General features: G+C 64.2%; 22 protein-coding genes and 1 pseudogene. 6 read left to right on the forward strand and 17 right to left on the reverse strand.

All coding sequences use genetic code 11. The features are described 5' to 3' along the window. Nucleotides 1-297: 297 nt before the first annotated feature. Nucleotides 298-591, reverse strand: coding sequence for a DUF7882 family protein (locus tag M4D53_RS05695; RefSeq protein WP_259952589.1), 294 nt, complete (start codon nt 589-591; stop codon nt 298-300). A gap of 63 nt (nt 592-654) precedes the next feature. Continuing rightward, nucleotides 655-967, reverse strand: a pseudogene (locus M4D53_RS05700) (DUF7882 family protein). A gap of 155 nt (nt 968-1,122) precedes the next feature. Between M4D53_RS05700 and M4D53_RS05705 the strand changes: the two are divergent. After that, nucleotides 1,123-1,395, forward strand: coding sequence for a hypothetical protein (locus M4D53_RS05705; protein ID WP_259952591.1), 273 nt, complete (start codon nt 1,123-1,125; stop codon nt 1,393-1,395). Between the two features lie 19 nt (nt 1,396-1,414). Here M4D53_RS05705 and M4D53_RS05710 read toward each other — a convergent pair whose 3' ends face one another. Then, nucleotides 1,415-2,041, reverse strand: coding sequence for an NAD(P)-dependent oxidoreductase (locus M4D53_RS05710; protein ID WP_259952593.1), 627 nt, complete (start codon nt 2,039-2,041; stop codon nt 1,415-1,417). Further along, nucleotides 2,038-2,526, reverse strand: a complete 489-nt coding sequence (locus M4D53_RS05715) for a MarR family winged helix-turn-helix transcriptional regulator (protein WP_259952595.1) — start codon at nt 2,524-2,526, stop codon at nt 2,038-2,040. Before M4D53_RS05715 ends, M4D53_RS05710 begins: the two co-directional genes overlap by 4 nt. Nucleotides 2,527-2,543: 17 nt before the next feature. Between M4D53_RS05715 and M4D53_RS05720 the strand changes: the two genes are divergently transcribed. Next, a complete protein-coding gene (locus tag M4D53_RS05720) occupies nt 2,544-3,413 on the forward strand; it encodes an SDR family oxidoreductase (protein ID WP_259952596.1) in 870 nt (289 codons plus the stop codon). An 82-nt stretch (nt 3,414-3,495) separates the two neighbouring features. Further along, nucleotides 3,496-4,311, forward strand: a complete 816-nt coding sequence (locus M4D53_RS05725) for a CPBP family intramembrane glutamic endopeptidase (protein ID WP_259952597.1) — start codon at nt 3,496-3,498, stop codon at nt 4,309-4,311. A 43-nt stretch (nt 4,312-4,354) separates the two neighbouring features. Here M4D53_RS05725 and M4D53_RS05730 read toward each other — a convergent pair whose 3' ends face one another. From M4D53_RS05730 to M4D53_RS05760, 7 genes are read right to left on the reverse strand one after another with little or no spacing between them, the layout of a single operon-like run. Beyond that, complete coding sequence (locus M4D53_RS05730) at nt 4,355-5,350, reverse strand: magnesium and cobalt transport protein CorA (RefSeq protein WP_259952598.1); 996 nt, start codon at nt 5,348-5,350, stop codon at nt 4,355-4,357. A 51-nt stretch (nt 5,351-5,401) separates the two neighbouring features. After that, complete coding sequence (locus tag M4D53_RS05735; RefSeq protein ID WP_259952599.1) at nt 5,402-6,094, reverse strand: response regulator transcription factor; 693 nt, start codon at nt 6,092-6,094, stop codon at nt 5,402-5,404. Further along, a complete protein-coding gene (locus M4D53_RS05740; RefSeq protein ID WP_259952600.1) occupies nt 6,091-8,604 on the reverse strand; it encodes a sensor histidine kinase in 2,514 nt (837 codons plus the stop codon). The genes M4D53_RS05735 and M4D53_RS05740 overlap by 4 nt, the downstream gene beginning before the upstream one ends. A gap of 2 nt (nt 8,605-8,606) precedes the next feature. Continuing rightward, the gene (gene kdpC / locus M4D53_RS05745; RefSeq protein ID WP_259952601.1) at nt 8,607-9,221 is read right to left on the reverse strand and encodes a K(+)-transporting ATPase subunit C; all 615 of its coding nucleotides are present in this window, start codon (nt 9,219-9,221) and stop codon (nt 8,607-8,609) included. A gap of 21 nt (nt 9,222-9,242) precedes the next feature. Further along, complete coding sequence (gene kdpB, locus M4D53_RS05750) at nt 9,243-11,390, reverse strand: potassium-transporting ATPase subunit KdpB (RefSeq protein WP_259952602.1); 2,148 nt, start codon at nt 11,388-11,390, stop codon at nt 9,243-9,245. Between the two features lie 4 nt (nt 11,391-11,394). Continuing rightward, nucleotides 11,395-13,068, reverse strand: a complete 1,674-nt coding sequence (gene kdpA, locus M4D53_RS05755) for a potassium-transporting ATPase subunit KdpA (protein WP_259952603.1) — start codon at nt 13,066-13,068, stop codon at nt 11,395-11,397. Then, the gene (locus M4D53_RS05760) at nt 13,068-13,157 is read right to left on the reverse strand and encodes a potassium-transporting ATPase subunit F (protein WP_259952605.1); all 90 of its coding nucleotides are present in this window, start codon (nt 13,155-13,157) and stop codon (nt 13,068-13,070) included. Before M4D53_RS05760 ends, kdpA begins: the two co-directional genes overlap by 1 nt. Nucleotides 13,158-13,507: 350 nt before the next feature. Between M4D53_RS05760 and M4D53_RS05765 the strand changes: the two genes are divergently transcribed. Then, entirely contained in the window at nt 13,508-14,068 is a 561-nt protein-coding gene (locus M4D53_RS05765) for a hypothetical protein (protein ID WP_259952607.1), read from the forward strand. A 1,055-nt stretch (nt 14,069-15,123) separates the two neighbouring features. Here the strand turns inward: M4D53_RS05765 and M4D53_RS05770 are convergent. From M4D53_RS05770 to M4D53_RS05795, 6 genes are all read right to left on the reverse strand, one after another. Next, nucleotides 15,124-15,672 carry a DUF6611 family protein gene (locus tag M4D53_RS05770; RefSeq protein WP_259952609.1) on the reverse strand — a complete coding sequence of 183 codons (549 nt, stop codon included), beginning with the start codon at nt 15,670-15,672 and terminating at the stop codon, nt 15,124-15,126. A gap of 193 nt (nt 15,673-15,865) precedes the next feature. After that, the gene (locus tag M4D53_RS05775; RefSeq protein ID WP_259952611.1) at nt 15,866-16,204 is read right to left on the reverse strand and encodes a DUF7882 family protein; all 339 of its coding nucleotides are present in this window, start codon (nt 16,202-16,204) and stop codon (nt 15,866-15,868) included. Nucleotides 16,205-16,318: 114 nt separating this feature from the next. Further along, nucleotides 16,319-16,654 (reverse strand): DUF7882 family protein, encoded by a 336-nt coding sequence (locus M4D53_RS05780; RefSeq protein WP_259952615.1) that lies wholly within the window; start codon nt 16,652-16,654, stop codon nt 16,319-16,321. A 589-nt stretch (nt 16,655-17,243) separates the two neighbouring features. Further along, nucleotides 17,244-17,774: a hypothetical protein gene (locus M4D53_RS05785; protein ID WP_259952616.1), complete on the reverse strand. Its 531-nt coding sequence runs from the start codon at nt 17,772-17,774 to the stop codon at nt 17,244-17,246. An 871-nt stretch (nt 17,775-18,645) separates the two neighbouring features. Further along, entirely contained in the window at nt 18,646-19,449 is an 804-nt protein-coding gene (locus M4D53_RS05790) for a metallophosphoesterase (RefSeq protein ID WP_259952617.1), read from the reverse strand. Nucleotides 19,450-19,510: 61 nt separating this feature from the next. Continuing rightward, on the reverse strand, nt 19,511-19,903 hold the full coding sequence (locus M4D53_RS05795; protein WP_259952618.1) for a hypothetical protein: 393 nt from the start codon (nt 19,901-19,903) through the stop codon (nt 19,511-19,513). 169 nt (nt 19,904-20,072) lie between these two features. Here M4D53_RS05795 and M4D53_RS05800 point away from each other — a divergent pair, with 169 nt between their 5' ends. After that, a complete protein-coding gene (locus M4D53_RS05800; protein WP_259952619.1) occupies nt 20,073-20,813 on the forward strand; it encodes a TnsA-like heteromeric transposase endonuclease subunit in 741 nt (246 codons plus the stop codon). 20 nt (nt 20,814-20,833) lie between these two features. After that, nucleotides 20,834-22,834 (forward strand): TnsB C-terminal domain-containing protein, encoded by a 2,001-nt coding sequence (locus M4D53_RS05805; RefSeq protein WP_259952620.1) that lies wholly within the window; start codon nt 20,834-20,836, stop codon nt 22,832-22,834. The last annotated feature ends 8 nt before the right edge of the window (nt 22,835-22,842 follow it).

Consider the following 22,842-nt stretch of genomic DNA (forward strand, 5'->3'; position numbering starts at 1 on the left):
ATCAAACCGACATGAACACCCCGGCGCGTCGCAACATGGGCCAAATCGGACCAACACCCCTGGGCCAAATCAGAGTGACAGAGTCAGCTGCCCGCACGCGCTCCCTCGCATGAGCATGAGACCGCTCCGGCGTGGCGTGCAGGGCCGATAGTTGTCGACGCATCCCCCGCTGGCGCGTCCTCCGCCACGACGATGTCCCGCTCGAGGCCGCTGTAAATCGACAACTGGCCTGCGGAACGGAGTTTTCTCTCAGGTGCTCCGTCGTCATAAGAGCGAACCGGAGCCGCGTGCGGAATGTCAGTCGAGTTGATCCAGCACCAAGTCCCCGCGCGCGTTGAGCTTTCCCATCATGCTCTCTACGCGCTTCGGGTCGATGGGCACGGGAATGGCGCTGTCGAACTCGAAGATCAGGGGGATGCTCGGGTGCATCCATACCGTGAGCCGGCCGGGGCGCGTGTTCTCGGAGGGCCACGTCATCATGAAGCTCTTCTGCCGGCGCAGCTTTGTCCCGATCACGATTTTCAGGTGCGCCAGCGTCGCGTCGTCCACCTCGATGGGCGGGTGAGAACTGTTGTACTCGAGTTTCCCCATACATGAACTTTACGTCAGCACCCTCCGCTGACCGACGAAGTCGCCGAGCCCCCACAGCCTACTTCAAACCCCTGGGTCTCCCAGAACCTCGTCGGTCAGGCTGATTCCCCCCGTTAAGTTGGCAGACGTCATCAACTACTGAATCCAGTCCATGTTTAACGGTGGAGGCTCGGGATCATCGAACGAGAAGCGCAATGGTATTGACGGGTGCAACCAGATGGTCGAACGGCCTTCCCGTTCGCCGTCGCCGTGCTTCCAGGACAGCGTAAAGCTTTCATTGCGCCGCAGCTTCGTCGCGATCGCGACCTTCATGCGCCAGGGCGCGATCCTCAATACAGATCGGTGCGTCAGAGGAGCCGTAGAAGATCACGCCCATAGCGGCACTCTATCCGTCCGACGCGTCGAGGGGTAAGTGGGGCGACGACGGCGGCCGTGCTCTCCCCCGGGACCTCGTTGGAGCGTATGTTGGCGCAGGCACGGACCGGGTGCAACCCACGCAGGTGAGACACTGGCAACGCCTAGGATAAGCGGATGGGCCGGGGCAAGCTGGAGACGATGCGCACGCATCTGGAGATCGACGGACGCGACTTCGTGATGTCTGGGGACCATGACATCGGCGAGCTTATGCACCGGATCGAAGCTGCGGCCCGGTCCGAACCGACGTTCATTGATATCGCCACGGTCTCGAGTCTCGTCAGTGTTCTCGTGACGGCAAGTACGCGCGTTCTGGTCTACATGGAGCGCACCGACGACTCACTGAGCGCGGGCACACATCAGACATCCTTCCTCGACTGGGACCTCTAGCTGGTCGGCGGCATACGTCTCAGCGGTCGCTGACGAAAGGGGCCGACCGTGAGTAGCCGCCTTCGACTACGGCATCGCAGAGAAAACGGGCGAGATTGGCACGCGTGAGCGTCGTGCGCCTCCCGGACACATGCGGGTCGACGTCGAGCTCGCTGAGCGGTCCGTCGATCAACCGGGGCACTCGGGCGAGCGTCCAATCCAGACCACTGCGCTCCCACGCGGAGTATTCTTCGATCTTGTCCTTGGCGAGCTCGCCCCCGAGTCGATTCAACAGCCATGAGATGACCTTGTCACGCGGACGCTTGCGGTCCGCGGGAAGAGTGAGGCCGGCCACGCTGATACCGACGTAGCGGCTGACATGGGCCTCAGCCATGGCGGACGTCAAGATGCCGGCCGTGTCGCGCAGCAGCGTCGCGTCCTTGCCTACCGGACCCAGCGCTGAAGCGATGGCGTTCGCACCGTCGATGGTTCGGGCGACAGCTTCAGGATCGCGAACATCACCCTCGATGAGGGTGACGCGGTCGGCGATCATCGCCGCTTTCTTCGCGTCGCGCACGAGCATGACGACCTGCTGTCCCCTTTCGAGAAGGACGTCGACGAGGAGGGATCCGGTGCGGCCGGTACCGCCGAGAACAGCGATCTTCATGAGGAAGCTCCTTCATTGTTCAGGAAAGGGGGAGGCGGCGTCGGCGGGTTCATTGCAACAACGCTGGCGAAACGAGAGAGGAGAACGGAGAAGGTGTGGACTTCGTCGGACGTCCACCCTTGGAGCACACGCTGCAGGTACTCGAGGCGGAAGGTCTCGGACTCTCGCCGCAGCCGCCGACCCTTCTCGGTCAACGTGAGTCCGCGCCGACGAGCATCCGCGACGGCGGACACCTTGTCGAGGTAGCCCCCGTCGACGGCGCGACCGCACAACCGGCTCGCCGTCGTCGGTGTGACTCCCAGACGCTCCGCGGCCTCGGTGACCGTCAGGACACCTTCGCCCTCGCCCACGGCATGCACGAGGAGCACCGTCGACAGGTCGACCGCAGGCGACGCGCCGCGAGCTGGGCGCCCGGAGGTCGTCGGCGCCCAGATCCGGCGCATCGCGAGCAATGCATCATCGATCCTGGCAAGGTCCACGGGCATAGTTGTATCATACAGACATGTCTGAGTTCAGATCGGGAGTGTTCGTTACCGGCGCGACGGGCTCGGTCGGCGCTGCCGTCGTCTCGGGCCTCCTCGGCAAGGGTGAGCGCGTCGTCGCCGCCGTGCGCAGCGATTCCGCGGCGGAGCAGTTGCCGGCGGGGGCAGAGGCGCGCGTGTTCGACTTCGGCGGCGACGCCGACGCGATGCGAAAGGCCCTCGAAGGGTGCGATCGCCTGTTCCTCATGCGTCCGCCACCGATCGAAGACGTCGAGCGGTACCTCTTCCCTCTGATCGACGCCGCCATGCGTCTCGGCATCCGTCAGATCGTGTTCCTCTCACTACAGGGCGTGGAGCACAACAAGGGTGTTCCGCACTACCGCGTGGAGAAGTACCTGGAGAGAATCCGTGCCCCGTACACGTTTCTCCGGCCGAACTTCTTCATGCAGAACCTCTCGACCACATACCGCGGCGACATTCGCGACCGTGATCAGATCTTCCTGCCCGCCGGACACGCCTTCACGGCATTCATCGACGCACACGACATCGGAGCGGTCGCTGCCGCGGTGCTCACATCATCGGGGCACATCAACAAGAAGTACACGCTGAACGGCGAGCAGACACTCACCTATCGCAACGTCGCCAAGATCCTCTCCGACGTTCTCGGCCGTCGAATCCAGTACCTCCGGCCGAGCGAGGACGAGTACCTCGCTCGGCTCGCCGAGGAAGGTTATCCGAAGGATTACATCGACGTGCAGAAGATGATCTACCGGGTTGTCCGCTTCAACATCTCCGCCTTCCCCAACCGATCGGTACGACGACTGACCGGACGACCCGCCACGACGTTCCGGAAGTTCGCGGAGCGCGAGCGCGCCGCCTGGGAGCGCTGAGGGGATCGAGAGATCGCCGGTTTCCTTGCGGTTCGATTGCGACTACGGTGTGATCACCTGGAGCGGGAGGCGGGAGAGGCGGATGCTCGAGACCAATTCGGGATGGCGGAGGTTCTGGGAGCGCGGAGACTGGTGGCGGGCCCTCATACTTGCGGCCGTGTATTACGCGCTATACGAGCTCTTCGTCTGGGCGGTTGCCGCCTTCGTGGGGACGACCGTTCCCGCGGACGGCGGGGCCGGGGACCTTCTCCTGCGAACAGGGGTGCCGATCCTTCTCGGGGTGTGCGCTCTCATCGCCTTCGCGGCTTCTCTTGGATGGCTGCCCGAGCTTTTCACGCGCCAAGCCGTGTCAGCGCGGCGCTGGATGTGGATCGCCGTCGTCGTGGTTCTGGCCGTGAATGTGTCCTCGGTGCTGAGTATCGATTACAACAAGGCGGGTGCCGCCTTGACAGGTGCGTGGCTGCTTACCGGCCTCTGCATCGGTGCCGCCGAAGAAATTCTGACTCGCGGGTTCGTCGTCAACATGATGCGAAAGGCGGGGCGCAGAGAGACATCGGTTGCGTTGACATCAGCGGGTATTTTCGCGGCGTTGCACATCGGGAACGTGTTCACGTCGGATCAGAGCATCGCGACAACCGCATCGCAAGTCGTCTACACGTTTGCGTTCGGGATCTGCATGTACTTGGCGCTTCGTGTCACGAGGACGATCTGGGGCCCGATCCTGCTCCACGCGAGCACAGATCCCACACTCTCTCTCCATGGCGCCTACCCGGAGTCGAACCTCTTTGGAGTGCTGTCGGCATCGAGCACCATACTCATCGTTATCAGCGGAGCCACGCTGGCGGCAGTTCTGTTCGTCAGCGAGCGGCGAGCGGCGCGGGCGCTGGCCAGTACGTGAGTCAGGCGGCGAGCAGGAGTGTTCGCGTCCGACGACCGTTTACTCAGAGCCATCGCTTGTGTTTGAAGGTGGCGTAGAGCGCCAAGCTGGTCGCTGCCATGAGCAGCAGAGCCAGCGGGTATCCGAGTGGCCACTCCAACTCGGGCATGTGCGTGAAGTTCATTCCGTACACCGTTCCCACCAGCGTGGGACCGAACAGGATTGCAGCCCACGCGGAGATCTTCTTGACCTGCTCGTTCTGGTCCAACCCGGCATCCGCCTGCCGCTGGCTGACGAGTGTCGCGTTCAGCGTGAGGATGTTGTCGAGAATGGCGCGGAACGCTGTGACGCGGTCGTTGATGCGAAGCACGTGGTCTTGGACGTCGCGAAAGCGCCGTTGCAGCTCGACGTCGGGCGCGTCATCCCGGCTACGTAGAAGGTCCTCCAGGACGCTGAGCAGGGGCTGAGTCGCTCTCTGAAAGATGATCGCTTCTCGGGCGAGATCATAGATCCGTCGGGAGAGCTTCACTCCCGCCTGGCCGAAAAGTGCGTCCTCCACCTCGTCGATATCGCTCTGGAGGTCGTCGGCAACGGGAGCGTACTGATCGACGACCTCATCCATGATCGCGTAGAGCACGGCCTCCGGGCCGAGTGCGAGGAGTTGAGGATGCGATTCCATGCGCCGCCGAACACGGGCGAGGTCCGGGACATCAGCGTGGCGTACGGTGATCACGAACGCGGGTCCGACGAAGATGTGGAGCTCCCCGAAATCCACGCTTTCGGTCGAGTCGATGTACCGCGCTGGGCGGAGCACCGCGAACAGCACGTCGCCGTACCGCTCCAGCTTGGCTCGTTGGTGGCCGGTCAGGGTGTCCTCGACGGCGAGCGGATGGAGGTCGAATTCCTCGGCGACTTTCTGGATCTCCTCGACGGTCGGCCTCAGGAGGCCGATCCAAGCAAAGCCCCTGTGCGCTCGAGTGTGCTCGAAGGTCTCCTCAAGGCTGGCAGGGTTCTCGATCCGAAGACCGTTGACGTACACGCCGTTGTCGATGATGGGCAAGGGAGGTCCTTCCGTCAGGTCTGCTCCGGAGAGTGGTGTCGCTGGGGAGGCTCAGTGGCCCATGCCTTCCAGGCGATAGCCCATGCCCGGCTCGGTGATCAGGTGAGCGGGACGTGCTGGATCGGACTCCAGCTTCTTCCGCAGTTGGGAGATGTAGAGACGGAGGTACCCGGTGTCCTCGATGTGCTCGGATCCCCAGATGGTCGTGAGAAGGGTTTGCCGGGTGACCAGCTTTCCCGGGTTTCGGATCAGGATCTCCAGGACGCGCCACTCGGTCGGTGTGAGTCGAATCTGGCGCGTTCCGTCGGGTGCGGATCGTGTGACGCTTCGTGCGGCGAGGTCGACGGTGATGGGTCCGAAGGTCGCGATCGGCAGCGAATCGTCGTGCGGCACTCTGCGGGTGAGAGCTCGGATGCGGGCGAGGAGTTCCTCCACTGCGAACGGCTTGGTGATGTAGTCGTCGGCGCCCGCGTCGAGGGCCTCGACCTTGTCGCTCGCTCCTGCTCGCCCGGAGACGACGAGGATCGGTGACTGGGTCCACCCGCGAATCGCCTCGATGACTTCGAGTCCATTCAACTGCGGCATGCCGAGGTCGAGGAGGAAGATGTCGGGGTGGTGGTCGATCGCCGCCGCAATGGCTTGGGTTCCGTCGGGGACGGTCACGATGTCGTACCCCTTGGCCGTCAGCGTAATGCGCAGGGCGCGAAGGATCTGCGGGTCGTCGTCTGCGATGAGGATCTTCACATCGTCTCTTCCTGATCGGTGGATGATCCGGTGCTCGGGGCGGTGGTGAGGGAGATCACCATCGTGAGGCCGCCGCCCGGGGTGTCTTCCGGGGTGAGAGTGCCGCGCATCGCTTCGACGAATCCTCGCGAGAGTGCCAGGCCCAGCCCGAGCCCGGTGGAATTGTCCGTGTCGCCCAGTCGCTGGAACGGCAGGAACATTTCGTCCCTCTTCTCGGGTGCGATACCCGGTCCGTGGTCGATGATCCGTACTTCGAGCGTGTCGGCGAAGGTGCTCGTGCTGACGTGCACTGGCCGCCCTTCGGGGTTGAATCGGTGGGCATTCGCCAGCAGGTTCACGATGACCCGCTGCAGCAGAACGGGGTCGGCGTGCGCGAGCGCGCTGCCGTGGTTGAGGGCGAGAGAGATGTCCGCAGGGCCGAGGTCGAGCTCGTCCAGTGCCGCGGCTATCGCGGCAGCCGGATCGCTCGGGATGTCGGCGATGGTGAGCACCCCGGCTTGCAGTCGGCTCACATCGAGCAGATCCGTCACCAGCACTGCCAGCGCATCCAGGCTCTCCTCTGCCGTGTCGAGCAGTTCCGCGCGATCCGGGGCCGCGAGCTCGGAGCCGGCGGCTTTGAGGCCACCGACCGCAGCGGAGGCCGCAGCGAGCGGGCGCCGGAGATCGTGGCTCAATGCGGACAGAAGCGCGCCACGCACGCGATCCGAGGCGGCGATCGGCTCCATCTGTTTCGCCGTCTTCTCCAGGTGCTGGTGTTCGAGAGCGGCGCGCAGTTGCGCTGTGACGACGGCGAGGAGCCGACGTTCCGAGGCGGCCAGGTCGGCTCCGTGAAGTTCGAGGACGACGTCCTCGGAAATCGCGATCGCCGTGTGCCGGTCGTCTGGAAGAGGCTCACCCGCCCGAGCCAGAACGCCACCGTGGGAAACCAGACGCACCCCGGGAAGATGGAATGCTTCTCGAGTGCGGTCGACGAGCGCTTGCAGAGCGTTCTCGCCCCTGAGAACGCTGCCAGCGATCGTCTGGATGAGTTCCGATTCGGCCGCCGAGCGACGCGCGGCACGGGTGTAGCGCGCTGCTCGATCCACGATGAAGCTCACGAGGCTGGCAATCACGACATACAGGATCAGGGCGAGCAGGTGGTGCGGTTCATGGATGTGGACGGTGAACAACGGCTCAATGAAGAGGAAGTCGAGGGTGACACCGGAGAGGACGGCGGCGAACAGTGCCGGCCAGAAGCCACCGACCAGGGCGACGACGACGACGAGAAGCTGGTAACTGAGCACATCGGTCGTGATGGACTCGGAGCTGCGGAATGCGAAGAGCAGTGCCGTGAGCGCAGGACCTCCGATCAGAGCGACCCCCAACCCCAGGATCCGACGTTTGATGCTCAGGGCGCCAGTGAGCGGAGGAAGGGTGAGCCTGCGCCCGGCGGCAGCATGGTTGACCATGTGCACGTCGATGTCGCCGGATTCCCGGACGACAGTCGCGCCGATACCGGGACCGGTCACCGCGGCCGCGAACCGACCTCTGCGGCTCGCCCCGAGCACGAGCTGTGTGGCATTGACCGACCGCGCGAACTCCACCAGCGCGATCGGCACATCTTCGCCGACGACCTGGTGGTAGGTGCCGTTGAGTTTTTCGACGAGCGCGCGCTGTTCGGCCAGTGCTGCGGGGTTTCCGGCCCGGAGGCCGTCCTGGCTGGTGACGTGGACGGCGATGAGTTCCCCTCCGGCGGAGCGCGCGGCGATCCGCGCGCCGCGGCGGAGCAGTGTCTCGCCTTCCGGGCCGCCGGTCAGAGCCACGACAACGCGTTCCCGTGCTTCCCAGGTGGAGTCGATGCCGTGCGCGTGGCGGTAGCCTTTCAGCGCCTGATCGACCTCGTCTGCGAGCCAGATGAGGGCGAGTTCCCGAAGAGCGGTGAGGTTGCCCAGGCGGAAGTAGTTCGACAGCGCCGCGTCGATGCGCTCTGCGGGGTAGACCAGTCCGCCGCTAAGTCGATCACGCAAGGCTTGGGGCGCCAGGTCGACGACTTCGATCTGATCAGCGCTGCGGAGGAACCGATCCGGGACCGTCTCTCGTTGTGGGGCGCCGGTGATCTGCTCGACGACATCGTTGAGGGACTCGATGTGCTGGATGTTGAGTGTGGAGATCACATCGATACCGGCCGCCAGCAACTCCTCGACGTCCTGCCAGCGCTTCTCGTTGACGGCGCCGGCCACGTTGGTGTGCGCCAGTTCGTCCACGAGTGCGATCTCGGGCTTCCGGGCGAGCACGGCGGCGAGGTCCATCTCCTCCAGGCTGACGCCGCGATGGGCGACGCGGGCGCGTGGAACCGATGGCAGTCCGTCCGTCATCGCAGCCGTTGCCGCCCTTCCGTGCGTCTCGACGATCCCGATGACGACATCTCTGCCCTCTCCGAGCAGGCGACGCCCTTCTTCGAGCATGGTGAAGGTCTTGCCGACGCCGGGGGCGGCGCCGAGCAGCACGCTGAGCCGCCCCCGTCTCGTCATGATCATTCCTCCCGTTCGTCCAGTGCGGCGTTGAGTTCGACGACGTTCACCGTCGCGCCACCGAGGTAGCCGAGGGTCGGACCCTGCGTGTGCGCGTCCAGGACGTCGCGGACGTCGGAGGTCGACAGGCCGCGCGCGTCTGCCACCCGCTCCACCTGGATGGCGGCGTACTCGGGGCTGATGTGCGGGTCCAGACCCGACGCGGAGGCGGTCACCGCGTCTGCCGGGACCTCCCCCTCGGACACGCCGTTGAACTCGGCGATCTGGGCCTTGCGCTCGGCAATGGCAGCGATCAGCTCTTCGTTCTCGGGTCCGTAGTTGGAACCGGAGGACGCGCCGCCGTCATAGCCGTCACCGGCGGCCGACGGTCGGCTCTGGAAGTACTCCGGAAGCGGCGCCCCGTCTGCGTCGGTGAACGCCTGCCCGATCAGCGACGATCCGATGGGATCGCCCTCGCCGTTCGTCAGCAGGGAGCCGTTCGCCTGAGCCGGGAGCAGCAGCTGCCCGACGCCGGTGAGCGCCAGCGTGTAGATCACGCCGAGAAGGAGGGTGAGCAGCGCCATCGCGCGGACGGCGACCCACGTCGTCTTCCCGATCTGGCGGGTGGAGGTGTTCATCTACATTCTTCTTTCGTCGACTCAGAAACCGGGGATCAGGCGAACGACGAGGTCGATCAGCCAGATTCCGATGAAGGGCGTGATGATGCCGCCTAGGCCGTACAGCGCGAGGTTGCGGCCGAGAATGCTCGACGCACCGCCCGGACGGTACTTCACTCCTCGAAGCGCGAGGGGGATCAGGAAGACGATCACGATCGCGTTGAAGATGATCGCCGAGAGCACCGCTGATGCCGGCGAGTGCAGGCCCATGATGTTCAGTGCGGCGAGCTGGGGGAATACGCCCATGAACATCGCGGGGATGATCGCGAAGTACTTCGCGATGTCGTTGGCGATCGAGAACGTTGTCAACGCCCCTCGTGTGATGAGCAGCTGCTTGCCGATCCGCACGATGTCGATGAGCTTCGAAGGATCAGAGTCGAGATCCACCATGTTGCCGGCTTCTTTCGCCGCCGACGTCCCCGAGTTCATGGCCACGCCGACATCTGCCTGAGCGAGCGCGGGCGCGTCATTGGTGCCGTCTCCGGTCATCGCAACGAGGTTCCCCCCGGCCTGCTCCTTGCGGATGTAGGCGAGCTTGTCCTCGGGTGTCGCTTCGGCCAGGAAATCGTCCACGCCGGCCTCCCGGGCGATGGCCGCGGCCGTCAGGGGGTTGTCGCCGGTGATCATCACCGTGCGGATGCCCATCGCGCGCATCTCGGAGAATTTCGCCGGTAGGCCTTCCTTCACGACGTCCTTGAGATGCACGACTCCGAGGAGCCGGACTTCACCTTCTGTCGTCTTCGTCGCGACCACGAGAGGGGTTCCGCCGGACTGGGAGATCCGCTCGACGGTCTCGTCCACCTCCGCGAGCTGGCTGCTGGGGAGGCGGGACCCATCACTTTCCAGCCAGGAGACGATGGCGGACGTCGCACCCTTGCGGATGCTCACCCCTTCGTCGGTGTCCAATCCAGACATCCGGGTCTGGGCAGTGAACGGCACGATGACCCCGGCCGCTGCCGCGCCGACGTCGATTCCCTTGTCTCGAGCGAGCTCGACGATGGAAGCGCCCTCCGGCGTCGGGTCGGCCAGCGACGACAGCGCGGCGTACCGCATGAGTTCATCGGGGCGGACCCCGTCCACGGGGATGAATGCGGTCGCGCGACGGTTGCCGTACGTGATCGTTCCGGTCTTGTCCAGGAGAAGTGTGGTCACATCTCCCGCAGCTTCCACGGCGCGTCCCGACATCGCGAGCACATTGCGCTGGACGAGCCGGTCCATCCCCGCGATGCCGATCGCGCTCAGAAGGGCGCCGATCGTCGTGGGGATGAGGCAGACGAGAAGCGCCACGAGCACGGTGACGCTGACGGGAGCTGCCGCGTAGGAGGCGATCGGATTCAGCGTGAGCGCCACGACCACGAAGATCACCGACAGACTTGCCAGCAGAATGTTCAAGGCGATCTCGTTCGGGGTCTTCTGCCGAGCCGCACCCTCCACGAGCGCGATCATCCGGTCGACGAACGTCTCGCCCGGCCGAGAGGTGATGCGCACCACGATGCGATCGGACAGCACCCGCGTTCCGCCGGTGACGGCCGAACGGTCACCGCCGGATTCGCGGACCACCGGGGCCGACTCGCCCGTGATGGCCGACTCGTCCACAGAGGCGATGCCCCAGACGATGTCGCCGTCACCCGGGATCAGATCGCCAGCCTCGACGATGACGATGTCGTCGAGACCGAGCTGCGAAGACGGGACTTCGGTCACCGCCGTGCGCTCCGCCGCGGCATCCGTGGTCGGGTCGTACGAGTCGACGCGACGCGCGGTCGTGCTGGTACGCGTGTTCCGCAGCGTCTCGGCCTGCGCCTTGCCGCGTCCTTCGGCCACGGACTCCGCAAGGTTCGCGAAAAGCACGGTCAACCACAGCCAGAGGGCGATGGCCCAGGTGAACGACCATGGCACCGTTGTCCCGCCTGACGGGGCCGGGCCGCCGAGGAAAGGCTCGGATACGGCGAGCACGGTGGTGAGCACGGCCCCCACCCAGACGATGAACATGACCGGGTTGCGCCATTGTTCTCGGGGGTCGAGCTTGCGGAAGGCGCCCGGAAGTGCGGAGCGCACCTGCTGCCAGGAGAAGGCACCCTGGGAACGGGGTGTACTCGCCGAATCGGGACGGGAAGTAGTCAATACGGACATGGGTTTACATCAGCCCTTCCGCCAGGGGACCCAGCGCGAGAACGGGGAAGAAGGTGAGAGCGGTCACCAGGACGGTGACCACCGTGAGCAGCCCGACGAACAACGGACGATGCGTCGGCAGCGTGCCGGACGTGGTGGGCACCTTGTCCTGCGCGGCGAACGAACCGGCCAACGCGAGGACGAACACGATCGGGACGAAGCGGCCCAGGAGGATCGCCAGCCCCAGGGCCGTGTTCAGCCAGGGCGTGTTCGCGGTCAGGCCGGCGAAAGCGGAGCCGTTGTTGTTGGCCGCGGAGGTGAAGGCGTACAGCACTTCGGACATGCCGTGGATGCCGGGGTTCCAGATGGAGGTGCTCTCCATCTCTTCACGGATTCCCGGGATCGCGAAGCTCAGCGCGGTACCGGAAAGCACCAGAGTGGGCATCACGAGGATGTACAGGGCAGCGAGCTTGATCTCCCTCGGCCCGATCTTCTTTCCCAGGTACTCCGGAGTTCGTCCGATGAGCAGCCCGGAGATGAAGACGGCGATGACTGCGAGGACGAGGATCGCGTAGATACCGGACCCCACGCCGCCCGGCGTGACCTCGCCGAGCATCATGTTGATCATCGGCATCATGCCGCCCAGCGCCGTATAGGAATCGTGCATCGAATTCACCGCGCCCGTCGAGGTGCCGGTGCTCGTCGTGGCGAACAGCGTCGAGCCGATGATGCCGAACCGCTGTTCCTTGCCTTCCATCGCCCCGCCGGCCAGCTCGGGCGCTGTTCCGCGTCCCGCCGACTCGAGGGCGGTCAGGATCGCGAAGGAAGCGATGTACAGGGTCGCCATGACGGCGAGGATCGCGTAACCCTGGCGGTTGTCTCCGACGACCTTTCCGAATGTGCGGGGAAGCGCGAACGGGATGATCAGCATCAGCAGCACCTGGAACACGTTCGTCCAGGCCGTCGGGTTCTCGAACGGGTGCGCGGAGTTCGCGTTGAAGAACCCACCGCCGTTGGTTCCCAGAAGCTTGATGACTTCCTGGGAGGCTGTCGGGCCACCGGGGATCGTCTGCGTGGCGCCGCTGACGGTGGTGATCTCGGTGAATCCGTTGAAGTTCTGGATGACTCCGCCGATCATCAGGATGACCGCGCCGACGGCCGCGATCGGCAGGAGGATGCGCAGGGTGCCGCGAGTGAGGTCGACCCAGAAGTTTCCGATGGTCCCGGAGCGACGGTACGCGAAGCCCCGGACGAGGGCGATTGCCACTGCGATACCGACGGCCGCCGACACGAAGTTCTGCACGGCGAGTCCGGCGAACTGCACGGTGTAGCCGACGGTGAGTTCCGGGGAGTACGACTGCCAGTTCGTGTTGCCCACGAATGAGGCGGCGGTGTTGAAGGACAGGTGCTCCGATGGAGCGGGCAGCCCCAGGGAGTAAGGCAGCCACTGCTGCAGGCGCTGCAGCCCGTACACGATAAGAAGACCGACCGCGGAGAAGGCCAGGACCGCACGGAGGTAGGACTGCCAGGTCTGTTCGGCCCGCGAGTCGACGCCGATGACCTTGTAGATTCCTCGCTCGACCTTCCAGTCCTTGCGTGTGGTGTAGACCCAGGCCATGTAATCACCGAGCGGGCGGTAGAGGACGCCGATGATGAGGGCGACGCTGACCAGTGCGAGGAGTGCGTACACCCACGTCATCAGAAGCGCTCCGGTTTCACGAGGGCGGACACGAGGTAGACGATCGCCGCGACCGCGAGGCCGGCGGCGAGAAGCTCGAACACGATCACAGCTTCTCCACCGCCTTTCCCAGCAGCCCGACGACCACGAACAGGACGATCACGCCCAGCACGTAGACGACGTCAAGCACAACAAGCTCCATTCGGATCACAGCGACAGCACACGCTGATCGCGCGCCACGGAGGGGCGCAACTCCCGATCCAACACCGGCTCCGGCGGCTCCTTTGACGCCTCTAACGGAACCCATACGCCACCCCAGGCAACTCTCACGGCGCGCTAACACTTGTCGCGTCACAACGGTCCGATGTCCGCGCATCCTCGCGGACGCCGGCCTCGCGACGCGCATGACTTCCGTAAGGCTCCGTTCCCTCATCGCCAGCCCAGACGTAGGACGGAGAACATGACTCTCACTGAGATCCTGCCGACGATGCGGCGCAGCCTTCCGGACCCTCTCGACTCCTTCGCCTGGCCCGAGCACACCATCCCGACCATTTCCGACGTGATCGTCGCAGGCGTATCACTCGTGCGCCTGGCAGAGGTCAGCGGATCCCCTGCTCTCCTGAGTGGGGATCTTCCCCACCCCCAGGCACGAACCGTACGGACGCGCGGAGTAGGGAACGACGTCACCGTGCTCGTGTTTCGTATCGCACTGCGCGTCGACACTCAGCAGAACAAGAGGATCGCCCTCACCGATTGCTCCCTCGACACGGTCGAGGCGCGCTGGGATCAATGTCGTCTGATCGGCCGCACATCCGTAGCCCGCTCCGCCGACATCGAGCTCATCTCCGCAGAGGCAGCCGCACCCCACTGGCCATACCCCGTCGTCACCCTTCCAGAGGACGTGCACGAGGGCGACCTGCTCGCTGTCCCGTGCTCCGGCGCCGTGGCACTCCGCGAGGTAAGGCCCCGGCGCAATGACGTCGCGTCCCCCGCGATCAACGAAGGTTCGGCATTCGCATGAGCCTGCTACACACCATCGCCAACGCGGCCAGGGGCTCCCGCCCACGAGTCCAGCGGCTCGTCGACACACGCGTGGCATGGCCGCCAGACACGGTTGTGACGCCGCACGACATCAGCGTCGGGGGGAGGTCTCTGACGCGACTCGCTCGCGAGCGCGGAACGCCGAGTGTGTTGATCGTCCCCGGAACGAACGCCAGCACCGCAGACCACCACGTGACACTCATCGTCACCAGGGTCGTGGGACGCGTAGAGGGCAGCCGGAACCGACGCGTGCAGCTGACAGTGGACTGCGCGCTCGACCAGATCGCCCGGACCTGCGCACACGCACGACTCCTTACCAGTCCGCAAGCGGACGCGCGAACTGCGGTTAAGGTCGTCTCGAGCCAGGACTCGGTCAATGGCCTACAGACCCGTCTCCCCGTTGACTCATCGCCTGGTGATCTGTTGCTGCTGATGTGCCACGGGGTTGTCGCGATGAACCAGGCCCGGAAAGCACCAAGCTCACCGGTGACAGATGACGACGACGCGGGAGGCTGGCGATGCATGAAGTAGGCGAGCTACCCACCGCGGGTTTGGTTGACCCGACAGCCAGCCCCTACATCGTGCCCGGTGGAGACCCGCTTCCCTTCCTCGCGAGCGTTCACGCTTCAAAGCGCGGTGTCGTCGTGGGGATCGCCTTATCCGGTACCGGCCGGACGCTCCACCATCGCCTTCGCGCCCTGACCCGCACCATCGTCTACCACGCAGAAAGGTGGCAAGAAATGCGCCATGTTCTCGTAATGGTGCAGGGAGCCCGACCGGCGACCGTTCGTGAGCAGCGAAGTCTTTCTTCCTTCGCACGCCATGCGCACGTTCAGTTGCAGATGCGGCTCGCTCTCGACGTCTGCATCACGGTCATCACGATTGACGGCCAACCCCGTCCTGAGGAGATCTCACGACGAATCGAGGAGCGAATGCGAACCGCACCACTGGAGGGCTGGTTCGTGACGGAGTGGGGCTCGATCGCCTCACGTCCGATCAGCGACCTCGTCGCGGAGGCGCTCCTCTAGGGAGTGGTCAGTGGGCGGGGCGGCTGGGCAGATCGAAAGCGAGGGTCTCCTCGTACACCGCAAGCCAGACCCTCTGGAAAACCGACTCGTCAATCTCGCCGCGGCGGTACCGGTCGGACGCCAACTGGATCAGCTCGGCAAGATCGCTGATGGCCTCTTCCCGAGCCTGCTCGACACTGCTGGTCCACAGCCCTGTGCGACTCGCCCACGCTGTGGCGACACGGCCGCGCAGGACGCGAGACTTCCACCAGAGCCAGCCACCTAAGCCGAGAACAACGACGGCAAGCAGAAACGCCGAAACCTCCGGGGCGAGCCCCAGAGACACGAGGATGAACCATGAGGCGGTCGCGACCGCAACGGCGACCGGCGTGAAGATACGGAGGCTGTCAGCCCAGAATCGTTCGCTCTCTGAAGAGACCGGCGAGAACACGACGATGCGCGTAGTAACCACGCCGTACCGTGCGAACGATTGATAGACATACCCCCAACGGACGCGGCGCGGACGCAGCGGGCGCAGCTCGTCGCCGGTTTCGAAGGCGGACTTGTGACTCGACACTGTTCAAGCCTGCGCTCTGGCAGGGAGCGACGCGAGGCCCGCAAACGAAACCCATACGCGGGAGCCGGCCGATCATTACACGTTCGGCTGCCTCAGCCCTGCGGACGGGGCCTGGTGGCTTCTCGAAGCGCTCCGCAGATCTTCTTCTAGCGAGCTTCCTGGCCAGGTCGAGAGTCAACACCCGCCGCGTAAATCAACTCGGCGACGTCGAGGTGAACTCCTCAACCGAGGAATGCTCTGCCGGCTCCGGAACCAGGTACAGACCGGTCGGCGAGTTTGCCGTGAAGGCCAGCGCGTCCACCCATGCCCGGTTGATGGCGGGCTGGCGACTGCCGTGATACTTGAACACGAGCGAGCTGCCCGCATGCACCCAGACGGTGATGCGCCCGCCGCCAACGCTTGCGTCGTTCTTCCAGCTGAAAGGAAACGGCTCTCCGCGACGGAGTTTCGCCGTCATGACAAGCTGCAGGTGGGTGAGAGCGCGATCCTCGATCTCGGTCTTCTCGTCGCCTTCGTAGAGGAACTTGCCCATCGTCGTCGTCCTTCGTTAGCCACAGATTCGATTTCATGCAGCGTCAAATGGAATGGACGCGTGTAGGAAACAATTATCTCACAAGGGAGCGTCCCCCTCGGAAAGCCGTCAGGGCTACTGGGCCAGGACCGTGCTCTCTACTTCGGCCGGCCCGTCGATGACTTCATCGACCAGCATGATCCCGCCTGACGAGCTCGCTTCGATCATCAACGCTTGCATCCACTTCGCGTTGAGTTCCGGGGTCTCGGTGTCGTCGAAGATGAACCGGAGTGGAATCGAAGGGTGAAGCCAAATCGTCGACCGCCCAGGCGCGTCGCCGTCGGGATGATGCCAGGACAGGGTGAAGCTCTCATTGCGTCGCAACTTCGTCGCGATGGCGACCTTAAGATGCGCGAGCGCACGGTCCTCGATGTGGATCTCGCTGCCGCCGCCATACTGAATCGTTCCCATGAGTTGAAGATAACGGACTTCTCGGGCGTGCCTTGCCATGAGCCCCAGGCATAATCAGCCGTGCGCGACAAGGCTGTCTCTTCTGCAGCAGATGCACAGCAATGATCGGGCGCGATTAATAGACTTCTTGAGCGAGTGGATTCCTCGACTCTCGCGAGGCCGGTCAGCTGACAGCGCTGGGGCTGCGGGCACGGAAGGGCGTGCACCCGTACAGACTGACGGCCTCCGCCCTATCTCCGCGGCGGGGGTGGCGGAATCAGGGCAATGCGAGGAACGACCGGGAGACGTCCGCAGCCCCCATGGGCAATCCATGGGGGCTGGCCCCGCGCCGGATCTGGAGAGAGGCGCGAGGAGCGGGAACCGCAATCGAGCCCGCTCTCACCAGTATGCGACACATGACAGACCGGCGGCGGGTATCTCGACCTTGGAGGAGCAAAGCCGACCTGCCCCGTGGAGCCGATTCGCCTCCGGTTTTTCATGCCGCTGACGGCGCATTGGTTCCCGGACAGCAAGACCAGCACTTCGTATGCCTGCGAGCAGCTGCAGCCACCCGATGAGATGTGAGCTCATCGTTACCGCACCTCACCTCTCAGTCGAAGTCAGGCGCCTCCCACCATTTCTCATACCGATAATCGTCACGTTCAACGGGCGCCGGGGCGGCGTCCCAAAATTGCTCCCGAGCGTGAGCCAAGCACGCGAGCGTCAACGCATCGCGCGCTTCACTGAGCGCCTTCTGGACGGTCGTCACGAAGATGCTCTTGTGGGGCGATGAACTGGGATTCCCGAAGTGGTCGTCGTACACCCGGTCCATAGCCGTGTAGTAGATCCGCTGCCCGTTGAGTCTGAGGAGCTTTTCTTTGGTGCTCTCCGGAAGCCCGTTCGGAATGTCGATGGTGAGCTCGGCGAAGGAGCTAGCCTCGTTGGTGGTGAGAGTCACACCCCAAGGGTCGGGCTCGCCGAGGAGGCGGACGCTGTAAAGCAGGGCGCCGGCAACACCCTCGGTCGGCGCCTGCTCGCGCGTGGGAATCGAGTCGCGCCTTTCTTTGTCGTAAAGGCCCTCAGTTTCGGTGCAGCGAGACGCTACATCCGCGGTCGAGTGTGGATGGTCGGTCGTGGTCATGTCGGCTCCAAGAATAGGTTGATCGTGACCCCCTATGCGCGAGGTGGACCGAGACGCATCGTTTGCATAGGTAACTCACCCTCATGGCTCGTCGCTGCCACGCCGCCAACCCATAGCTGGAGCCAATCTTCCAAGGCTTCGGCAACGCTCGTTCAGCGCTGGCGGGAATCGGACGCCGCTTCGGCGCTGGGGTTACCCTCAGACCTCCGACGCAGCGTGCGGTCTCTCCGCGCGGCTTGACCGATCCCGACCGGAGTCCCCCACTGTTGCCGGGTGCAGCACGCCAACCTTCGAAATGACCAGGCGTTGCCAAGAGCACCTTGGCTGGAGTTCTGCCTACTCTCGGTTGGGATCGGAGGGGGTTGGCAAGGTTGCCAAGTAGTAGGTAGTTCTCATGAAGAGAAGAAGTAAAGTAGTAGAGATAGAGGCAACTTCTCTTTCGAATCCTCTATAGGGGTGTGGTCCGCACTTGCCAACCTTGGCAGAGCGAGCTACGTCCCTACTCCCGACAGGGATCGCGTGCCCTTGCGGGCTTGGCACGCCAGTCGACCACCTTGGATTCGATGCACGCACGTGCGGATCTGGCGACGACGCATCGATGTGCCGCAGGGTATAGGGCGAGAGAGAGTCGCGGAGAACACGTCCCCGGTCGAAGCAAGCCCGAGAGCTGCCGAGCGGCCGCGACCGTAGCAGGAGGCTTCGTCCTCGCGCCGGGGCCAGTGTTCACCGATCCAAAGTTCCATAGCAAGGACGCAAAACTCCAACCTCCTGGGTGCGGCTCTAAGCTCGCGGCGGCGGTCGCCCCGTTTCGCGTGCGCCATTGGCTACTCGGAGAAGGTCCCGCACACAGTCCGTCGTTCGACCAGGCCCGTCATCGCAAAGCTCCTGCCGCCAGTATCTGTCGGACACTGGGCGTCTCCATCGTTAGGGTCCGCAGATCGAGAATCCCGACGTTCCCTTCGTGGCCGTCGCGGCCAAGGCTCGCTACGCGGCGCCCGTCGTCCGTGGTTCCACCTCCCGCGACGTGCATATGGCCGTGCATCAGCAGCTCCGGGTGTACGGCGTCCCAGACACGTCTGACCCGCTCGCGGGACTGCGCCGACTCGGCGAGAGTCTCCTCAGGGAACCCCATTGGGTTTGTACGCAAGATCTCCCGCACCGCGCGAACCGGCGTGCGCGCGGGCGACTCGTGCGTCAGCATTAGATCAGCACGCCCACCGGAGATGGCGGAGGCCACGTGGGCTTCGGTGATGACCTCGTCCGCCCACCAGCCGGCACCGTCAACACGCCAGAGGCGGTCTACCGATGCAGCGCCGCCGAGGGAGATGACCGACCGCCCTCCGATGGTCAGCCGCGCGGGCCGAGGTAGGAGCCAGGTGATCTCGGACACGCGAACGGCTCGGTCGCCCAGGATTCCGGAAACCTGATCCCACGGTTCGTGGTTACCGAGCGTGACGAGGATCCGGTTGATCTTCGCCTCGACGAACGCATCATCAGTCGCGCTCGTATCCATCCACCAGTCGCCGAGGTGCAGCAGCGTAGTCACGCCGGGCGCCAGTACCGGCAGGGCCCGAGCGACTGTCCGAGCCCAGCTGATGTTTCCGTGCCAGTCCCCGCACACCGCCACGCGCCGGTCGGACAACGTAATGTCCGACGCATACTCGAGCGCTTCCATGAGCCCTCCTCGAAGAGTGGTTGCATCTTAGCGAAAATGCGGAAAGTATTCCGCATATGAGCTATTCGGCGTGTCGGAGGACGGTGTGGACGCCGGCGTAGGGAGCGCCAGCGCGTTGCGCCTGCGCCTGGCGCTGCTTCTTGCGGTGGAGGTCACGCTCCACCGCACGGATGTACTCCGCCGATTCGCCTCGCATCATCCAGTAGTCCAGGCGCGTGCCGATCAGGAGACGCAGACGAGCGAGATCAACCATCTGCATGACGACGCGCCCCGCCAGCATCTTCTGGAGACGGTGGTACTCGACCTCGAGATCTTGAGCAAGATCTGTGACCTTCTTTCTCTTCTCGGTCAGGTACAACTCGCGAACCCCGCGCGAGATGTTGTGCTGCGAGATCGATGCATCGAGTTGTGCCCGTCTATCCAGGGTCCAGTCGTCTTCGATCAGGCGCCACACGGCCCTAGGCCGCCGCCCGAAGTCGCGAGGCTCGATCAGGAAGTCACGGGGTACATATCGGGGGTCTGACACTCCGAAAATATATCTAAAAGACCTATGAAGAGCGAAAAGACCCAATGTTTGACGCGTTCCGTCTCGGACACGCTTTCTCCCGCGCACAGGGGATGACATGACCAAGTACCAGACTCTCAAGAAGACTACGGGCGATGGCTTCGACCGCATCCAGTGGTTCGACAAGAAGCTGAATACGCACACCATTCGGGCGAACGACCCCGTCACCGCGCTCACGGTCGCTCCTGGCGAACGCACCCGCAAGCCGGGCAAGTGGAAGGGCCAGAAACCCTACCAGGGCCACTATTGGTGCGCCGGGTCGCGGAACAGCGTCTTCCACGAATCCATGGCCGAGTATGCCGGCATGATGCTCATCGACCACCTGTACGACATCGTCGCGGTCCACGCCCAGCCCATGCTGATGACGTTCTTCGACGGCGTTCACTGCTACCCCGACTTCCTCGCCATCGAAGCCGACGGAACCCGACACGTCATCGAGGTTCACCCGAAGGCACTCATGAAGCCCGAGGACGAGATGAAGTTCACGCACGCCGCCCGGGTCTGCGAAGTCCTCGGATGGCGGTTCACGCTCATCGACCAGCTCAGCGACACCGTCCGCATGAACCTGGAAATGATGAGTCGCTACCGCCATCACCGCTACACGCCGGCTCAAGACGTCGAGGACCTCATCCTTCGCGCGGCGAAGAACCACGACACATTCGGCGGTCTGCGCCACGCACTCGTCACGGACAAACCGGGCGAGCTCATCCCGTTCCTCTTTCACCTCATGTGGAAAGGGGAACTCACCTTCGACCTCACCGCCCGCTTCACCGAACACACGCCGCTCACCGCAGCGTGACCTTACCCCGGAGAAACACAATGATTACGCGCCGCACCATCGTCCTCGGTCAGACCATCCACCTCGAAATCGGTGACTTCACGGTCGTTAGCTACGCGAACGGCAGCTACCGCCTCCGCGACGAACTCACTGGCGAGTACCAGGTCGTCCACCATTCGGAGCTCGCCCAGCAGCTCCCGCCAGGAGAGTCGCTGGGGACGGCCGACCCCGTCGATAGCTGGCCCGTGCAAGACATCCTCGACGGTCTCAAGCCAGCGAAGAGGGCCCTCATCCCCTACCTGCAGCAACTCATCGACGGCACCCCCGTCGACGGCGGTGAGCCGAACCCCAACTTCACGCTCGACATCTCCAAGACCAAGCGCCTCGACTACACCGTCGAAGCGCTCGGCAAGGTCGGTATTGACATGCCCCTCGGCTCGCTGAAGCGCGACCTCGGCAAGTTTGAGAAAAAGGGCATCGCCGGTCTCGTCGACCGACGCGAAGGGCGAAAGGAGGCGGCGTTCGCGCGCGTGCACGAGGAGGTGCAGCGGGCGTTGGCGGAAGTCCTCGTCAGCTACAAGAACAAATCCACGGTCACGTACACCGCCATCCGCGCCGAACTCGAGGTGCTGCTGATGGACCGGTTCCCGGCCCAGGAGCACCGCCCGAAGACGCCGTCGCTTTCCACCATCGAGCGTCTCGTCAAGCACATGAGCGGCGACCAGAACCCGACCATTCCTGCGAAGCGCCGCGAGACCGCAGCTCTGTCTCCGACGGGCATGCACAAACCCCGCCTCGTGTTCGGCCCGGGCGACGAGTGCCAGATGGATGCGACCACGCTCGACATCTTCGTACGGATGCCTAGCGGCAAGGTGGACCGCCCCCATCTCACAGCGCTCGTCGATAAGCGCACCCGGTCAGTCATCGGACTTAACCTCACCGAATCCGACCCGACCAGCATCGACCATGCCGTGCTCCTGGCGAAGGCGCTCGTGCCGCGCAGGCTCCGCCCGTGGGCGAAGGACTACGACTCCTTCGGACTGCCGCGGATGCCGTGGACGAAGCACCTGTCCAAGAAGCAGATGGAAACCTTCGACTCTTACTGTCCTTACATCTTCCCGACCCGCATCCTCATCGACAATGGTCAGGACTTTCGCGGCACGGTCTTCGGGCTGGCTTGCGAGAGGTACGGCATCTCCCTAACCCAGGCACCCATCCACGACCCGACGGCGAAGGCCGTTGTGGAGCGCTTCTTCGGCACCGTGAAGACCAAGTTCTGCCAGTTCGTCCCCGGCTTCTCGGGCGGCAACTTCGCGAACAAGGGCGCAGACACGGTCAAGGGCGCGCTTCTCACCCTCGCCGAACTCAGTCAGCTCCTCGAGAAGTGGACGTGCATCGTGTGGCAGAACCGTCGTCACGCAGGCCTCGAAGACGACTACGAAGAGGGCCTGGACCACTCCCCGAATAGCATGTACGCCGCATGCATCGACCTCACCGGTCACTTCGTTCTCGCCTACGAAGAGGAGGACTTCATCAATCTCCTCCCGACCAAGGAGCGCACGGTTCAGGCCGGTGGCATCGAGTTCGACGGCCGTAAGTACGACAGCCCTCATCTCGCCCCGATGCGTAACCGCACGCGAGGCAGCGACAAGGCCACGCCCAAGGTCGTCATCCACTACGACCCGAGCGACGAGCACCGCATCTGGCTCCGCTGCCCCGACGACTCCGGCTGGATTACCTGCCACTGGACGAAGGAACGAGGAATGGCTCGTCCGCTCGACGAGGCCATCGCCCTCGAAGCACACCGGACCGCACTCGACAGTATCTCCTTCAGCGACGCGGAGGCGGACGTGATGATGGTCCGTTTCCGTAACCAGGCAATCACCGACTCCACCGACGCCGTCGAACAGGCGGCGCGAGACAAGAAGAAGGAAGAAAAGGAACAGAGAGCCGCAAGCATTCTCGCGAACGTCCTCACCCCCGACACCGACAGCAGCAATGACTTCGCCAATTTCGCGGCGCTGGAAGTTGCAGCCCGCTAAACCGAAGG

It is taken from the genome of Microbacterium meiriae, assembly GCF_025143875.1.
Taxonomy (GTDB): Bacteria; Actinomycetota; Actinomycetes; order Actinomycetales; family Microbacteriaceae; genus Microbacterium; species Microbacterium meiriae.

What these genes read in the sequence shown, in the direction of transcription:
- M4D53_RS05695 (WP_259952589.1), bottom strand. Translation starts at nt 591, where the DNA reads ATGGGGAAACTCGAGTACAACAGTTCTCACCCGCCCATCGAGGTGGAC.
- M4D53_RS05705 (WP_259952591.1), top strand. Translation starts at nt 1,123, where the DNA reads ATGGGCCGGGGCAAGCTGGAGACGATGCGCACGCATCTGGAGATCGAC.
- M4D53_RS05710 (WP_259952593.1), bottom strand. Translation starts at nt 2,041, where the DNA reads ATGAAGATCGCTGTTCTCGGCGGTACCGGCCGCACCGGATCCCTCCTC.
- M4D53_RS05715 (WP_259952595.1), bottom strand. Translation starts at nt 2,526, where the DNA reads ATGCCCGTGGACCTTGCCAGGATCGATGATGCATTGCTCGCGATGCGC.
- M4D53_RS05720 (WP_259952596.1), top strand. Translation starts at nt 2,544, where the DNA reads ATGTCTGAGTTCAGATCGGGAGTGTTCGTTACCGGCGCGACGGGCTCG.
- M4D53_RS05725 (WP_259952597.1), top strand. Translation starts at nt 3,496, where the DNA reads ATGCTCGAGACCAATTCGGGATGGCGGAGGTTCTGGGAGCGCGGAGAC.
- M4D53_RS05740 (WP_259952600.1), bottom strand. Translation starts at nt 8,604, where the DNA reads ATGACGAGACGGGGGCGGCTCAGCGTGCTGCTCGGCGCCGCCCCCGGC.
- kdpC (WP_259952601.1), bottom strand. Translation starts at nt 9,221, where the DNA reads ATGAACACCTCCACCCGCCAGATCGGGAAGACGACGTGGGTCGCCGTC.
- kdpB (WP_259952602.1), bottom strand. Translation starts at nt 11,390, where the DNA reads ATGTCCGTATTGACTACTTCCCGTCCCGATTCGGCGAGTACACCCCGT.
- kdpA (WP_259952603.1), bottom strand. Translation starts at nt 13,068, where the DNA reads ATGACGTGGGTGTACGCACTCCTCGCACTGGTCAGCGTCGCCCTCATC.
- M4D53_RS05765 (WP_259952607.1), top strand. Translation starts at nt 13,508, where the DNA reads ATGACTCTCACTGAGATCCTGCCGACGATGCGGCGCAGCCTTCCGGAC.
- M4D53_RS05775 (WP_259952611.1), bottom strand. Translation starts at nt 16,204, where the DNA reads ATGGGCAAGTTCCTCTACGAAGGCGACGAGAAGACCGAGATCGAGGAT.
- M4D53_RS05780 (WP_259952615.1), bottom strand. Translation starts at nt 16,654, where the DNA reads ATGGGAACGATTCAGTATGGCGGCGGCAGCGAGATCCACATCGAGGAC.
- M4D53_RS05785 (WP_259952616.1), bottom strand. Translation starts at nt 17,774, where the DNA reads ATGACCACGACCGACCATCCACACTCGACCGCGGATGTAGCGTCTCGC.
- M4D53_RS05790 (WP_259952617.1), bottom strand. Translation starts at nt 19,449, where the DNA reads ATGGAAGCGCTCGAGTATGCGTCGGACATTACGTTGTCCGACCGGCGC.
- M4D53_RS05800 (WP_259952619.1), top strand. Translation starts at nt 20,073, where the DNA reads ATGACCAAGTACCAGACTCTCAAGAAGACTACGGGCGATGGCTTCGAC.
- M4D53_RS05805 (WP_259952620.1), top strand. Translation starts at nt 20,834, where the DNA reads ATGATTACGCGCCGCACCATCGTCCTCGGTCAGACCATCCACCTCGAA.